We start from the raw sequence: 13541 nt of genomic DNA, 5'->3' as shown, positions 1-13541 counted from the left end.
GAGGAACGTTCTACCGGAAAGGCGTGTGCCCGTGATCGGTTTGCTGTGGGTGGCGCGCCTGCTGGTGGCAGCCGTGTTCAGATGGGCGGGCGTGGCGAAGCTGCTGGACCTCGCGGGGACGCGGCGGGCGGTGGGCGAGTTCGGGGTGCTGTTGCCGTGGACCGTCGTGGCGGCCGGAGTGGTGGCGTTGGGGCTGCTGGTGGTGTTTTCGGGGGTGGTGGCGCGCTTGCTGCGCAAGGGGAAGCGGCCGGTCTGTGCCTGTTTCGGGGCTGGTTCGGCCGTGATCAGCGGACGGACGTTGGCGCGCAACGGGTTGCTGGGTGGCTCTTGGGACTGTGCAGGTGTGGCAAGGGTTGGAGTTGCGGTGGTTGCGGCGGCCGGTGGTTGCTTCGGGCGACGGGTTGCCGGTCGGGGTGCCCGCGCCGTCGATCGATCTGCGGCGCGCTGGGGGTGGGCGGGGCAGTTGTTGTTCGTGCATCCGGGGTGTGGTCCGTGCTCGCGGATCGTCGCCGAGTTGCCGCAGTGGCGGACGCGGTTGAGCGGGAAGGCCTCCGTTCTGCTCATCGGCCGGGGCACTGCGGAGAGTCTGGCGGCGTTGGACGGCGAGATCCTCGTGCAGCACGGCTCGGAGGTGGCGGAAGGGTATTTTGACGTTCAGGGGCGGATTGCCGCGCCCTTCGCCGTGGGCACTTATGCCATCCGTGAACTGCTTGAGACTACCGCCTGACGGCCGGGTCAATTCATCGCCGCTTCGCGACGCTTGCGATTGGGGCTTGACTTCGGGGCCCTTGTGAGGCGCATATCAGCCTGTAAAAGCCGGGCTGATAGAGCGCCCGGCCGATCCGAACACGGTAGCACCTCACACCCAAAGTCAAGCCCCAATCGTGCGGTGGTCGACTTATGACCGCTTGACCGGCGGGGAATGAGGAGGACGGCTCGCCTTCGCGTTTGATCGCGGGCACGCGGGTGGTCAGCAGGTCGCATTGATGAGATTGCGTCTGGCTTTGCGCTGCGGGTCAGCCCAATGGGGCGGATAGAATGTGGTTATGCCGTGCTTCATTGCCACGGCCCATTCACTTTGGTGGATGAGCGTGTGGTGATGGCGGCAGAGCAGGACCCCGTTGCCGACCGAGGTATCGCCACCATCCGCCCAGTGTTTTACGTGGTGGCCGTCGCATTGTTTGGGTGGTCTGCCGCAGCCGGGGAACGCGCAGCCGCGATCACGGATCACCAGCATCCGGCGGATTCCGGCGGTGAAGGTGCGGGTCTTGCGGCCGATGTTCATCGGCTGCGACTGCGTGCCCAGGGTGACCGGGATGATGCCCGCGTCGCAGGCGAGCTGACGGACCTGCTCGGCCGGGACACGCTCGTGGTTGTCCAGCATGCCCTGGCCGACCTGGTTGGCGAGGTCGTCGTAGTTCATCGTGACCGTGAGGGTGACCGTCTCGCCGCCGTGCTCGGGCAGCTGGTCGGCACGCAGCATCAGGTCGACCAGCTCGGCGAGGGCGTCGCCTTCGCGTTCGGCGCGGGAGCGCAGGTCGGGGCCGTCTTCGGCGGTTTCGGGGCGTGGCTTGGCCAGCGGGTCCAGCAGCGCCTCGTACTTGGCGCCGGTGACCGTGTCCAGCAGTGCCCGGATCTCCAGCAAGCCGTTCTTCCAGCGCATCACGTGCTGGTTGCCCTGCGGCGCGGGCTCGGGGTCACGCGGTTCGGGGTCGTTCTGGTAGAGCAGGTAGGCGAGCTTCTTGCCGAACGCCCGCACCGCGCTGGGCTCGTGCTCGCGGGCGAAGCCCACCACGGAGCCCTCGGTGTCGGCGGGCAGTGCCTTCATGACCTCGGCGACCACCGCGACGTGCTCGATCGACAACGCGCCCTCGGCCACCGCCTCGGCGGTCACCGGAAGTCCGGGGGCGAGTTCACTGTCGGTCGGGGTGATCTCGCTATTCAGCAGTCCGGCGTTCGCGACCCATTTCTTGGCCGTGCCGAGTTCCCAACGGACGGCGTGCCGCAACACCTGCGGCAAATTCTTGTAGCCGAGCTCGCCCGCAGCGCCACGCCGATCCAACTCGGCGATCATCTGCAAGACAGCATTCTCGCGAATCCGAATCTCCGTCACCTCGGCAACGAGGCTGCGCAGCAGCTCGTCGGTGGGAAGGAGTCGGGTTTCGATCACGTGTTCTACTCTACCGCAAGATCACGATCATATTACGACTAAGTGCGTTCACGATAGGGTGAATCGCAAGAGTGTGCGTCGTTGGTGCGATTCTCATCAACGGTGCTTTTGTGTGCACGGCACACACGGGCGTGATGGAGACCCTCCAACTACCGCCTTTTCGGTTGTACTTGGCCCAAAACTGTGTTGGTCGCAGTGGGAGGCGGCCTAGGTTCGTGCGCATGCCAGCAAGAGTTTCCACGGTGCGCGGCCGCGAGTTCGGGGCGGCGGTCCGCGCTGTCGTCGACGCGACCGGGTTGTCGCACCGCGCCATTTCCGAACTGTTGGGGTGGGACCCGCAGAAGATCTCCGACCTGTTGACGGGGAAGGGCGGGGTCAACGAGACCGACTTCGCCCGGTTGCTGGGCCTGTGCCAGGTGCCGGAGGAGGAGTACGACCACCTCATGGCGCTGTTGAAGGTCACGAGAGAGAAAGGCTGGTGGCAGTTCCACGGTCGTGATCTGCCTGTTCAGCTGCGCACGCTGTTCGAGCACGAGGACGTGACCAAGGAGATCATCAGCTGGCACTTGGCGCTGGTCCCGGGCCTGCTTCAGACCCCGGACTACATGCGAGCGCTGATGAAGGTGTGGCCGACGATCAAGAAACCGGAACAGGTCGAGCAGCGGGTGAAGGTGCGTGTCGAACGGCAGCGGGTGTTGGACGCTCGTCGGACGTTCATCTTCTACGTGCACGAACAGGCCCTGAGGCTGCCAGTCGGCGGCGATGTCGTGTGGCGGGACCAACTCCACCATTTGTTGCGGATGTCGGTACGGCCGTACATATCTCTCAGGGTGGTGCCCACCGCGATCGGAGCGCACGCGGGCACGATGGGCGAATTCAAGCTGATGAAGTTCGAGAAGCTGGAACCCGTCGTCTACCTGGAGACGAACAACTCCTGCATCTTCCTGGAGGACAAAGCCACCCTCGATCTCTACACCGGCATCCTCAAGTCGCTCGATGCGGCGGCGTTGGATGAGGAACAATCGAGGAGGTTGATCACCGACATCGTCTCCTGAGGAGGCCACTGTGTGGCGCAAGAGCAGCTACAGCCCTGATGGCGACAACTGCGTGGAGATCGGTTCGGGGGTTGGTGTCCGGGACAGCAAGGCACCCGCCACCCACATCCCGGTGTCGCCGTCGGCCTGGGCCGCGTTCCTCTCCTCGGCCAAGCTCGATCACTTCGAGCCATTCCAGAACTGAGCCGTTTCGCTTAGGGTGGCACGCCATGACAACGAGGTCGTGGTGGGGCTGGGGCAGCGTCGAGGACGCCGTCACCCCCGATGAACGCCGTGCGCTGGTCGACCGGGTCCGGGCGGTGCTGCCGGACGCGGACCTGACGTTCCACTCGCCACCGGACCCGTCGTCGCTGGACGTACCCAAGTCGCGGATCCAGCCGCCGAGCGACCTCTACTCCACTGACCTGATCGACCGGCTCGGCCACGCACGCGGGCAGGCGTACCGCGATGTCACGCGCAACCTCGCCGGGGACGTCGGGCCGTTGCCGGACGCCGTCGCCCGTCCGCGCACCGAGCAGGACGTCGTGGACGTCCTGGACTGGTGCGGTGAGAACGACGTCGCGGTGATTCCGTTCGGTGGTGGCACTTCCGTCGTGGGCGGGGTCGAGCCACGTGACCTCGATCGGGTCGTGACGCTGGATCTCTCCAAGCTGGACCAGGTGCTGGAGGTCGATCTCGTCAGCCGGGCCGCGCGCATCCAGGCCGGAGTGCTGGGACCGGCGCTGGAAGCCCAGTTGAAACCACACGACCTCACGCTGCGGCACTTCCCGCAGTCGTTCGAGTTCTCGACGCTCGGCGGCTGGCTCGCGACCAGGGCCGGCGGTCACTACGCCACGCTCTACACGCACATCGACGACCTGACCGAGTCGCTGCGGGTCGTCACGCCGCAGGGGATCTCCGAGTCGCGGCGGCTGCCGGGGTCAGGGGCAGGGCCGTCGCCCGATCGCCTTTTCCTGGGCTCCGAAGGCACTTTGGGGGTGATCACCGAGGCGTGGATGCGGTTGCAGGCGCCCCCGGTTCATCGCGCCGGGGCCTCGGTGCGGTTCGCGTCGTGGGAACGTGCCGTCGAGGCGGCACGGCTGATCGCGCAGTCCGGGTTGTATCCGGCGAACTGCCGTCTGCTGGACCCCGCGGAGGCGTTCCTCAACGCCGGGTCGGCACAGGCCGTGCTGGTGCTCGCGTTCGAGTCCGCTGATCATCCGGTCGACGGGAAGCTCGCCCGTGCGCTGGAACTCTGCGGTGGCGGCGAGGTCGTGGAGGGCGCGGCGCAGCAGTGGCGGAAGTCGTTCCTGCGCATGCCTTACCAGCGGGACGCGATGGCGCAGCACGGGATGATCACCGAGACGTTCGAGACGGCGTGCACCTGGGACCGGTTCGCTGAGCTGCACGCGTCCGTTGTGGAGGCGGCGACGGCGGCGTTGCGGGAGGTGTGCGGCATCGGTGTCGTCACGTGCCGCTTCACCCACGTCTACCCGGACGGCCCCGCGCCCTACTACGGGATCTACGCGCCGGGCCGGTGGGGCAGCCTCACCGCGCAGTGGGACGAGATCAAGGCCGCCGTGTCCGAGGCGCTGATCAGCGCCGGCGGCACCATCACCCACCACCACGCCGTCGGCCGCGACCACATGCCCTGGTACCTGCGGCAACGTCCGGACGTGTTCGGCGCGGCGTTGTCCGGCGCCAAGGCCGCGCTCGACCCTCAGGGCCTGCTCAACCCAGGTGTCCTCACCACACGATCGACCTGAGGATGAGCGCCGCGATGAACACCACGGTGAACGCCAGGTCCAGCCCGAACCCGCCGAACCGCAGCGGCGGCAGCACCTTCCGCACTGGCGCGAGCACCGGTTCGGTGATCCCGTGCGTCACCCGGCGCACCTTCCACACCCAGTCACCCCGTGCCTGCAGGGTGACGGCCCAGTCCACGATCATCCGGCCGATCATCACGAGGATGAACAGCGTCAAGAGCCACCCGAGCACGAAGCCGACAACGCCGAACAAGATGGCCTCCTATATGTCCTGTACGTCCATGAAGCCACACGAATCTGAGAGGCGCCTGGCAACTCGCTGAGACAGTATTCAGAGCGTGGCGTACGACGAAGGACTGGCACACCGCCTCGGCGAGTCGCTCGGCGGCCTGCCCGGCATCAACGCGAAGAAGATGTTCGGTGGCATCGCGTTCCTCTGGCACGGAAACTTGCTGGTAGGAGTGATGGGCGACGACCTGATCGCCCGCGTGGGCCCCGAAGCGCAGGAAGACGCGCTCGCCCAGCCGGGCGCGCGCGTCTTCGACTTCACCGGCCGGCCGATGAAGGGGTGGGTGATCGTGGCGGGAGAGGCGGTCGCGGAGGACGAGGCGCTGGAGGACTGGATCGCGCGGTGCCGCGAGTTCGTGGAAGAGCTACCGCCGAAGTGACGGGGTTCAGAACCGCACCAGAGGACCTCCCGTGAAGAACTCGTAGACGAAGTTCACGAAGAAGAACCCGAAGAACACCACGTTCAGCACCAGGATCACGTGGTGCCACCACCGCGGCCGGGCCGGGCGCGGCAGCCGGGAGTTCAGGTACATCAACGCGAACGGGAACATCAACGCGCCCAGGTTCGACATGTTCGCCGAGATCTGCACGAGCTCCACCGGCAACGCCAGGTGCAGCGCGACGCCGATGATCACCAGCACGAGCAGCATGAACGGGTAGTAGAACCGGCGCGGGTCGTCCTCGATCCGCTGGCGCAGCCGGGGCGAGACCGCGTGCGCGGCGTCGGTGAAGTTGCGCACGAGTGCCTCGAAGATGCCGAGCTGCGTGGAGAACAGCACCAGCACGCCCACCACCAGCATCAGGTAGAACATGCCCTGGCCGTACAGGATCCCCAGCTGTTCCGCGGAGAACGTCGGCACGTTCGCCGCGGTCGGTTGCTTCCCGGACACGGCGACGATGTGCGCCATGAGCACGGTCGGCAGGAGCATGCCGAGCATCGCGCCGACGAAGAACACCGCCCACTGGTCGATCAGCAGCAGCCGGTACCAGCGGCGCCACAGCGAGGCGTTCGCCGGAGTGTCCACAAAGGTCACACCGACCGGTCGCACGTCGACCTTCCCACCGCGCATGCCCGCGAGGTAACCCACGTGGTGGCCCATCCCGTAACCCTTGTCGCGGTAGTGGTTCATCGCGTACCAGTTCAGTCCGGACGCCAGCGCGGTGAACCCGGCGAGCCCGCCCAGCTGTGTCGCGGTGATGCCGGCGGGAGGCGCGGCCGGGGTCACCAGGCCGCGCAGGCCCTCGGACCACGTGGAGAACGGCACGATCAGGACCGTGACGATGATCAGGACCAGCAGCAACGTGCCGACGAGCACCCAGTTCGTGAGCTCCAGGGCCCGCGACACCTTGCGGGCGCCCGCGGTGATCAGGAAGACGACGACCAGCAGGCCGATGGCGAGCAGCCGCACGTACTCGATCTCGTCCGGCCGGTAGCCGCGGCCGGTGATCAGCGCGAAGAGTCCCTGTCCGGCGCCCGCCGCCCAGCCGCCGAAGATGAACGCGAAGTAGAAGACCAGCAGCGACACCGGCACCCAGAACTTCCAGCCCGGCGGCACCCTGCCCCAGCCCACGACCGGGACCTCGCCGGTCGCCACGACGTAGCGCGCGATCTCCACGTTGTAGAACGTCTGCAGCAGCGCCGACACGGTGATCACCCAGCCGATGCCGACGAAGCCGAACTTGCCGACGGCCTGCGGGCCGAGCAACCACTCGCCGCTGCCGATCGAGATGCCGAGCGCGATCAGGCTCGGGCCGATCACGAACTGGACCACCTGCCGCGGCCCCAGTTTCCCAACCTTGAAGACTTCCTCGGGTGCCGGCAGGTCAGCCACGTCCAGCGGCGGCCTGCTCACTCCGATCTGCATCGACGACCCTGATGACGGCACTGTCGACCTCCCGACACGTCGGGGAACGGAACCTCCCACTCTCCCGACGTGCCAGGCGATCGGTCAACAGCTCAGCCAGCCGCGTTCACCGCGTCGTCCGCGAACACCCAGCCGTGCCCGATGGCGTCCGCGCCCCACGTCTCGACCAGTGGAGCACCGGTCCGGTGCGTGACGGTCACCGAGCCCGGCGCGAGAGGCGTCGCCGACGCTTCCAGCCGGCGTTCCAGCTCACCGGGCCCCCACGACGCGGGATCGGTGAGCGTGCCCGTCGCGGCGTCCGCATTGGACAGTCCGGGGTTCTGCTCCAGCATCAGCGCCACCACGCCGGCCACGGCCGGGCTGGAGAAGCTGGTGCCGCTCATGAAGAGGTACTGGAACGGTGCGGCGGAGGCGTTGTCCGGCGTGGCCTTCGCAGCGCAGGTGCGGTTGTTCGTGGACGGCGTGACCTGGCCGTCCTTGTACAGGTTCACGCACGGGTACGGCAGCAGCAGGTAGCGGCCCTCCGACACGACGTCCAGGTACTGGCCTGCCTTCTGCCGCGACGAGAACCCCGTCACGTACACCTCGGACACGCCTGTCTCCGGCACGTCGTCCAGCCACCACGTCTTGTCGGGGTAGTCGTTCCACTGCCGTGTCCAGCCGCCCGCGCCGACCGAGACGACCGGCTCGTACGCGGCCGGGAAGCCCATGCCCGCGTCGCCCTCGTTGCCCGCGGACGCGACCACCACGACGCCCGCCTTGACCGCCGCGTCCAGCGCCGCCTTCTCGACGGCGTCGAGGCCGGCGCCGCCCAGCGACGCGTTGATCACGACCGGCTGGCGCGGATTGGCCTTCTTCAACGACGTCACGTAGTCGACGCCGGCGTTGATGGCGCTGCCGAAGCAACCGATCGGCTCGCACACCTTCACCGGGATGACCTTGGCTCCTGGCGCCACGCCGGGGATCCAGCGAGTGCCGGGAGAACCCGTCGCGTAGCCGGTGCCCCAGCCGCCCTCGTTGGTGTCGTCCGCGAAACGATGACCGGTGATCGTCGCGGCGGTCGCCATGCCGTGCGGGTCGCTGCCCGAGTCCCACTGGTTGTCGTTGGGGTTGCCCAAGACGCCCAGGAACGCGCGCGCCTTGTCGGTCAGGACGTCGCTCTCGACGAAGTAGTCGCGCCAGTTCGGGTAGAAGCCGGAGTCGAGCACCGCCACCCACACGCCCGTTCCGGTCCGCGACACGTTCTCCAGATCCATCTGGTCGTGCCAGTACGGGGCGTTCGGCAACGGGGCCGCCGCCGGGTCGGAGAAGGCCGCGAGTGTGCGGATCGGGTCCGGGCTCACCGACGTCACGAACGGCAGCGCGCGCACCGACGCGATCTTGGAGCTCGGGATGGCGGCGGCCGCGCCACCGAAGTTGCGGTAGGTCGTGTGCAACTGGGCACCGGCGGCCTTCAACTGGTCGACCTGGGCGGTGGTCAGCGGAGTGGCGCTGCCGATGAGGTATCCGGACGGCGCGGCAGGAGCGGCTGTCGCGGCAGCGCCCCAGGTGACCAGCACCAGGGCGGCGGCAGCCGGGAGAAGACGTCTCATGTGGACTCCCTGGATCAGCCCCGACCCGGAGTCGGTTATACGCCGAACGGCTGCCCGCCGAAAGGTCCAGCCGGAGAGTCGTGCCGACAACCGACTTTCGGACGTGTCGAGCGATCGTGCGGCTACGTAGCGTGCCCCTCCGGATCCGAGGAGGGGACGAAGTGCGAAGAGTTCTGGCGGGAGCAGCGGTGTTCACGCTCGTCACGGCAGGCCTGGTCACCCCGGCCACCGCGACGCCGCCCGCGCAGCCCGAGAAGCAGGAGACGCGGCAGTCCGACGAGCAGCCCCACGAGCTGGAGATCAAGCGCCGCGCGTTGAAGCAGCAGGCGCTGGCCGACGTGCTGACCGGTCAGGCGACGACCGAGAAGCGCGGCACCAGCACCGTCGCGAAGGTCGGCAAGAAGCAGAACAAGGACCAGTACGTCGAGCTCAAGCGGGAGAAGACCGACAAGATCTTCGTCATCCTCGCGGAGTTCGGCAACGAGCGGCACCCGGACTACCCGGACCGCGACACGAACCCGAACACGCCGGGCCCGCAGCGGTTCGAAGGGCCGGTGCGCAACCAGATCCCCGAGCCCGACCGGGCCGTCGACAACACCACGATCTGGCACCCGGACTTCAGCCGCCAGTACTTCCAGGACCTCTACTTCTCCCGCAAGAAGGACGCCAACTCCGTCGCGAACTTCTACGACAAGCAGTCGAGTGGCCGGTACACGGTCTCCGGCACCGTCACCGACTGGGTCAAGGTCAAGTACAACGAGGCCCGCTACGGCCGCAGCAACGGTTACCCGTGCGGCGACAACATCTGCAACAACTCGCGTGAGCTGATCAAGGACGCGGTCACGCAGTGGGTCGCCGACCAGCAGGCGGCGGGCAGGACGACCGCGCAGATCAAGGCGGCGCTGGCCGAGTACGACGTGTGGGACCGCTACGACTACGACGCCGACGGTGACTTCAACGAGGCCGACGGCTACATAGACCACCTCCAGATCGTGCACGCCGGTGGCGACCAGGCCGACGGTGACCCGTGGCAGGGCGAGGACGCGCTCTGGAGCCACCGCGGGTACGCGTTCAAGAACTACTCGACCGGTCCCGGCACCAACAAGCTCGGTGGCGCGCAGATCGGCGACACCGGCATCTGGGTCGGCGACTACACCGTGCAGCCCGAGAACGGCGGCGTGAGCGTCTTCGCGCACGAGTTCGGCCACGACCTCGGCCTGCCGGACCACTACGACACCGCCGGCGGCTCGAACGGCGTCAACTGGTGGTCGATCATGGCCCAGAACCGGGTGAGCGGCCCCGGCGAGGTGCCCGGCGAGCGCGCCAACGAGTTCTCCGCGTGGGACAAGCTGCAGCTCGGCTGGCTCGACTACGAAGTCGCGGTCGCGGGCCAGGAACGCGTCTTCGAACTCGGCCCGCACGAGTACAACTCGGCGAAGGCCCAGGGGCTCGTCGTGGTGCTGCCGGACATCTCCAAGTCGTTCGACTACGGCGCACCCTTCGCGGGCAGCAAGATGTGGTGGAGCGAGAAGGGCAACGACCTCGACAACTCCATGACGGTCCCGCTGGACCTGCGCGGCAAGTCGACGGCGTCGCTGTCGTTGAAGGCCCGTTACGACATCGAGGTGGACTACGACTACCTCTACGTCGAAGCGTCCAATGAGGACGGCAGCTGGACCCAGCTCGACGGCGTGGCGAACGGCGCGCCCTTCCAGCGCGACTCGGCCGACGCGCCCGCGTTGAGCGCGTCGTCCGGTGGCCAGTGGGTCGACCTGACCGTCCCCCTGGACGCCTACGCGGGCAAGCAGACCAAGCTGCGCCTGGCCTACCGGACTGACGGTGCCCTTGCGCTGCAAGGTTTCTTCGCGGACGCCATTTCGGTCGTCGCCGACGGCACCCCGGTGCTCACGGACGGTGGTGAGACCGCCGGCGTGTGGACCACGCGTGGATTCCGTACGACCGAGGGCAAGGAAACCAAGGCGTTCGACCAGTTCTACATCGCGTCGAACCGAACCTACGAGTCGTACGGCAAGTACAACAAGACCGGTCCGTACCGCTACAGCTTCCCGGACAAGCCCGACTACGTGGAGCACTTCCCGTACCAGGACGGCCTGCTCGTGTCGCTGTGGAACACCTCGTTCCTCGACAACAACGTCAGCGAACACCCTGGTGAGGGCCTGATCCTGCCGATCGACGCCAACCCGGCGCCGCTCTACAACCTGGAGGGTCAGCGCTGGTCGACGGCCGTCGGCGGCTACGACGCGCCGTTCGGGCTGCAGAAGTCGGACTCCTTCACGTTGCACGTCAACGGCAAGGCGTCCTACATCCGCGGCGCCGCGGCCCAGCCGACGTTCGACGACACCAAGCAGTTCTGGTTCGCCGAACAGCCCAACGCGGGCGTGAAGCTGCCCGCCGTCGGCGTCGGACTTCGTGTTCTCCGTCAGTCCGGCACGTCGATGACGGTGAAGTTGTTCAAGACGAAGTAGCTTGGTCCGATGACCGCTGCTTCAGACATGCTGGCCGTCGCCGTCGAAGAGGCGCGGATGGGACTCGCCGAGGGCGGAATCCCCATCGGCGCGGCGCTCTTCGACGGCGACGGCCGTCTGCTGGGCCGGGGCCACAACCGCCGCGTGCAGGACGGCGACGCCTCCATGCACGCGGAGACCTCGGCCTTCCGCAACGCCGGCCGCCAGCGCGGCTACCGCGGCACCACGATGGTCACGACCCTGTCGCCGTGCTGGTACTGCAGCGGCCTGGTCCGCCAGTTCGGCATCTCCCACGTGCTGATCGGCGAGGCCACGACGTTCTACGGCGGCCACGACTGGCTGGCTGAGCACGGAGTGGGCATCACGGTCGTCGAGGACCCCGAGCTGATCTCGCTGATGACGTCGTTCATCGCCGAGCGGCCCGAGCTCTGGTACGAGGACATCGGCCAGGATTGATGCTTTGCGCTGGAGCGCGCTCCAGGTCGTAGCGTGGATGTATGGCTTCTGTGCTGATCACCGGCGCGAACAAGGGCCTGGGCCTCGAGTCCGCCCGCCAGCTCGTTCGCGCCGGTCACACCGTGTGGTTGGGCAGCCGTGACCCGTCGCTCGGACAGGCCGCCGCCGAAGAAGTAGGCGCACGCCCCGTCCAGCTCGACGTCACCTCGGACGCGTCGGTGGCCGCCGCGGCTTCCGTTGTCGAGTCCTTGGACGTGCTGATCAACAACGCCGGCATCGCTCCCGAGTGGACCGAGTCGGGCGTGGTCGGCGCGGCGGACGTCACGGCGGATCTGATGCGGGAGACGTTCGAGGTCAACCTGTTCGGGATGGTCCGGGTGCTGCACGCTTTTCTGCCGTTGCTGGAGCGGTCCGCGGCGCCTGTCGTGGTGAACGTGAGCAGCCGGCTGGCGTCTTTGGCCACGGCCGCCGCTGGTGGCGGGTATCCCGGGGTGGCCTATCCGGTCTCGAAGGCCGCGGTGAACATGGTCACCTTGCAGTACGCGAAGGCGTTCCCCCAGATGCGGATCAACGCTGTCGAGCCCGGGTTCACCGCCACCGATCTGAATCGGGGGACCGGACGCCAGACCGTGGAGCAGGGCGCCGAGATCATCGTGCGGATGGCGCAGATCGGACCGGACGGGCCGACGGGTGGTTACTTCGACGCCGAGGGCCCTCTGCCCTGGTAGAGCTAGGTGTAGCGCTCCACCGCCTCGTCAACCGACCCCAGGATCGTGAACACCGAGTCCAGCCCCGTCGCCTCGATCGGCCGCAAAGCCGCCCGCGTCGAAGCCACCACGACGAACTCCACCGAGGCACGGGAAGCGCGTTGCTGCCCGAGCACGAGGGCTTCCAGGCCGGCCGAGCCCAGGAACTTCACCCCGGCCAGATCGACGACGACAGCCCGTTGATCAGGCACCACGTGGTTGTCCAGGGGCGAGGTCAGCTCGCTGCTGGAGGTCGTGTCGAGTTCGCCGGACACATGCAGCACGACGACGTCGGGTGCGATCCGGTCGACGACGACGGAGGCCAGAGCGGTGGGGTCGGGCACGCTGTCTCCCTTCGAGGAAAAGCTTCAGCACCCCACGTTAACCCGGCTCTGCGGCACCAGCCAGCGACCCCTCAGCGAGGTGCGGCCTGCCTGCAGGGACGAGTGGACGTGCTGGGTCAGGCGTGCGTGCAGTTCGTGGCACACGGTGAAGCCGAGGCGGATGTCGTCCGGCGGGCATTGGACGGGCAGGAGTTGGGCGAACGGGTCGCCGCCGATGGTGTCCACGGCGGTCAGGAAGCCGACCAGGGCTCCCACCAGGCGTTGGTGCAGGCCGAACAACGACATCGCGTTCACCAGAGCGAGCGTGGGCGCGGGCATCTCGTCCACCCCGACAAAACAATCCAGGTCGCGCAACGTCATGGTGAACAGCACCGAGTGTGTGCGTTCGGAGCGTGCGCCGTATGCGTCGCCTTGGATGTCGCGCAGCACTGAGCGCATTTCGCGGCGCGGTTGCCAGAACGCGTGGTGCTTGCGGAGTTCCGAAAGGCCCTCGTCCGACAGCACGGCGGGCTGGGTCGACTCGGTCAGCGTGCGCAGTGCGGCTTCCCAGCGTGCTTCCAGCGCCAGGTGGAACTGGGTCAGGAAGGTGTTGTCCTCCCAGGCCGGGTCGACGTCGTCGAAGCCGCGTGTCCGGAGTTCGTAGCAGATCCACAACGACAGCTGCAGGTCGTCGTCCAGCCACGCGTCCCTGGTACCTCCGCTGACGAGCAATGCCGGCCGCGGCAGCGGTGTGGCGCGCAGAGCGGCGACCAGTGCGGCGCTCATGTGGCCGCGGGGAGCAGGGAGGCGCATCA

Annotated in this window: 14 protein-coding genes; 8 read left to right on the top strand and 6 right to left on the bottom strand. The window is 67.6% G+C overall.

The features are described 5' to 3' along the window. The first annotated feature begins 31 nt into the window (after window positions 1-31). On the top strand, window positions 32-727 hold the full coding sequence (locus tag B0F77_RS34900; RefSeq protein WP_143467050.1) for a MauE/DoxX family redox-associated membrane protein: 696 nt from the start codon (window positions 32-34) through the stop codon (window positions 725-727). 243 nt (window positions 728-970) lie between these two features. Here the strand turns inward: B0F77_RS34900 and B0F77_RS34895 are convergent, their stop codons facing one another. Next, a complete protein-coding gene (locus tag B0F77_RS34895) occupies window positions 971-2170 on the bottom strand; it encodes an HNH endonuclease signature motif containing protein (protein ID WP_086667299.1) in 1200 nt (399 codons plus the stop codon). Window positions 2171-2391: 221 nt separating this feature from the next. Here B0F77_RS34895 and B0F77_RS34890 point away from each other — a divergent pair, with 221 nt between their 5' ends. Genes B0F77_RS34890 through B0F77_RS34880 form a run of 3 tightly spaced genes read left to right on the top strand, consistent with a single transcriptional unit; the run spans window position 2392 to window position 4970 of the window. Then, complete coding sequence (locus tag B0F77_RS34890; protein WP_158102903.1) at window positions 2392-3225, top strand: helix-turn-helix domain-containing protein; 834 nt, start codon at window positions 2392-2394, stop codon at window positions 3223-3225. A 10-nt stretch (window positions 3226-3235) separates the two neighbouring features. Continuing rightward, window positions 3236-3409 (top strand): DUF397 domain-containing protein, encoded by a 174-nt coding sequence (locus B0F77_RS34885; protein WP_086667297.1) that lies wholly within the window; start codon window positions 3236-3238, stop codon window positions 3407-3409. Between the two features lie 25 nt (window positions 3410-3434). Next, complete coding sequence (locus B0F77_RS34880) at window positions 3435-4970, top strand: FAD-binding oxidoreductase (RefSeq protein ID WP_086667296.1); 1536 nt, start codon at window positions 3435-3437, stop codon at window positions 4968-4970. Here the strand turns inward: B0F77_RS34880 and B0F77_RS34875 are convergent. Beyond that, on the bottom strand, window positions 4951-5223 hold the full coding sequence (locus B0F77_RS34875; protein WP_245849033.1) for a YggT family protein: 273 nt from the start codon (window positions 5221-5223) through the stop codon (window positions 4951-4953). The two genes, B0F77_RS34880 and B0F77_RS34875, sit on opposite strands and share 20 nt — an antisense overlap. Before the next feature lie 85 nt (window positions 5224-5308). On the opposite strand from B0F77_RS34875, the gene B0F77_RS34870 reads away from it, so the two are divergent. Then, window positions 5309-5638 carry a TfoX/Sxy family protein gene (locus B0F77_RS34870; RefSeq protein ID WP_086667295.1) on the top strand — a complete coding sequence of 110 codons (330 nt, stop codon included), beginning with the start codon at window positions 5309-5311 and terminating at the stop codon, window positions 5636-5638. Window positions 5639-5644: 6 nt separating this feature from the next. On the opposite strand, the gene B0F77_RS34865 is transcribed toward B0F77_RS34870, so the two are convergent. Further along, window positions 5645-7123, bottom strand: coding sequence for an Nramp family divalent metal transporter (locus B0F77_RS34865; RefSeq protein ID WP_086667294.1), 1479 nt, complete (start codon window positions 7121-7123; stop codon window positions 5645-5647). A gap of 92 nt (window positions 7124-7215) precedes the next feature. Next, window positions 7216-8715: a S8 family peptidase gene (locus B0F77_RS34860; RefSeq protein WP_086667293.1), complete on the bottom strand. Its 1500-nt coding sequence runs from the start codon at window positions 8713-8715 to the stop codon at window positions 7216-7218. Between the two features lie 161 nt (window positions 8716-8876). Here B0F77_RS34860 and B0F77_RS34855 point away from each other — a divergent pair, with 161 nt between their 5' ends. The 3 genes from B0F77_RS34855 to B0F77_RS34845 are packed head-to-tail and all read left to right on the top strand — an operon-like array spanning window position 8877 to window position 12385. Further along, the gene (locus B0F77_RS34855; protein WP_086667292.1) at window positions 8877-11201 is read left to right on the top strand and encodes an immune inhibitor A domain-containing protein; all 2325 of its coding nucleotides are present in this window, start codon (window positions 8877-8879) and stop codon (window positions 11199-11201) included. 9 nt (window positions 11202-11210) lie between these two features. Continuing rightward, window positions 11211-11657 carry a nucleoside deaminase gene (locus B0F77_RS34850; RefSeq protein WP_245849032.1) on the top strand — a complete coding sequence of 149 codons (447 nt, stop codon included), beginning with the start codon at window positions 11211-11213 and terminating at the stop codon, window positions 11655-11657. 41 nt (window positions 11658-11698) lie between these two features. Next, entirely contained in the window at window positions 11699-12385 is a 687-nt protein-coding gene (locus tag B0F77_RS34845) for an SDR family NAD(P)-dependent oxidoreductase (RefSeq protein ID WP_086667290.1), read from the top strand. Between the two features lie 2 nt (window positions 12386-12387). On the opposite strand, the gene B0F77_RS34840 is transcribed toward B0F77_RS34845, so the two are convergent. Next, entirely contained in the window at window positions 12388-12747 is a 360-nt protein-coding gene (locus B0F77_RS34840) for an STAS domain-containing protein (RefSeq protein ID WP_086667289.1), read from the bottom strand. A 24-nt stretch (window positions 12748-12771) separates the two neighbouring features. Continuing rightward, entirely contained in the window at window positions 12772-13539 is a 768-nt protein-coding gene (locus B0F77_RS34835) for an iron-containing redox enzyme family protein (RefSeq protein WP_143467048.1), read from the bottom strand. Window positions 13540-13541: the final 2 nt, after the last annotated feature.

It is taken from the genome of Lentzea kentuckyensis, assembly GCF_002150765.1.
GTDB lineage: Bacteria > Actinomycetota > Actinomycetes > Mycobacteriales > Pseudonocardiaceae > Lentzea > Lentzea kentuckyensis.
Note: the sequence above shows the minus strand (reverse complement) of the source record. Positions and strands in the feature narration are given on the sequence as shown.

What these genes read in the sequence shown, in the direction of transcription:
- B0F77_RS34865 (WP_086667294.1), bottom strand. Translation starts at nt 7,123, where the DNA reads ATGCAGATCGGAGTGAGCAGGCCGCCGCTGGACGTGGCTGACCTGCCG.
- B0F77_RS34890 (WP_158102903.1), top strand. Translation starts at nt 2,392, where the DNA reads ATGCCAGCAAGAGTTTCCACGGTGCGCGGCCGCGAGTTCGGGGCGGCG.
- B0F77_RS34880 (WP_086667296.1), top strand. Translation starts at nt 3,435, where the DNA reads ATGACAACGAGGTCGTGGTGGGGCTGGGGCAGCGTCGAGGACGCCGTC.
- B0F77_RS34845 (WP_086667290.1), top strand. Translation starts at nt 11,699, where the DNA reads ATGGCTTCTGTGCTGATCACCGGCGCGAACAAGGGCCTGGGCCTCGAG.
- B0F77_RS34860 (WP_086667293.1), bottom strand. Translation starts at nt 8,715, where the DNA reads ATGAGACGTCTTCTCCCGGCTGCCGCCGCCCTGGTGCTGGTCACCTGG.
- B0F77_RS34835 (WP_143467048.1), bottom strand. Translation starts at nt 13,539, where the DNA reads ATGCGCCTCCCTGCTCCCCGCGGCCACATGAGCGCCGCACTGGTCGCC.
- B0F77_RS34850 (WP_245849032.1), top strand. Translation starts at nt 11,211, where the DNA reads ATGACCGCTGCTTCAGACATGCTGGCCGTCGCCGTCGAAGAGGCGCGG.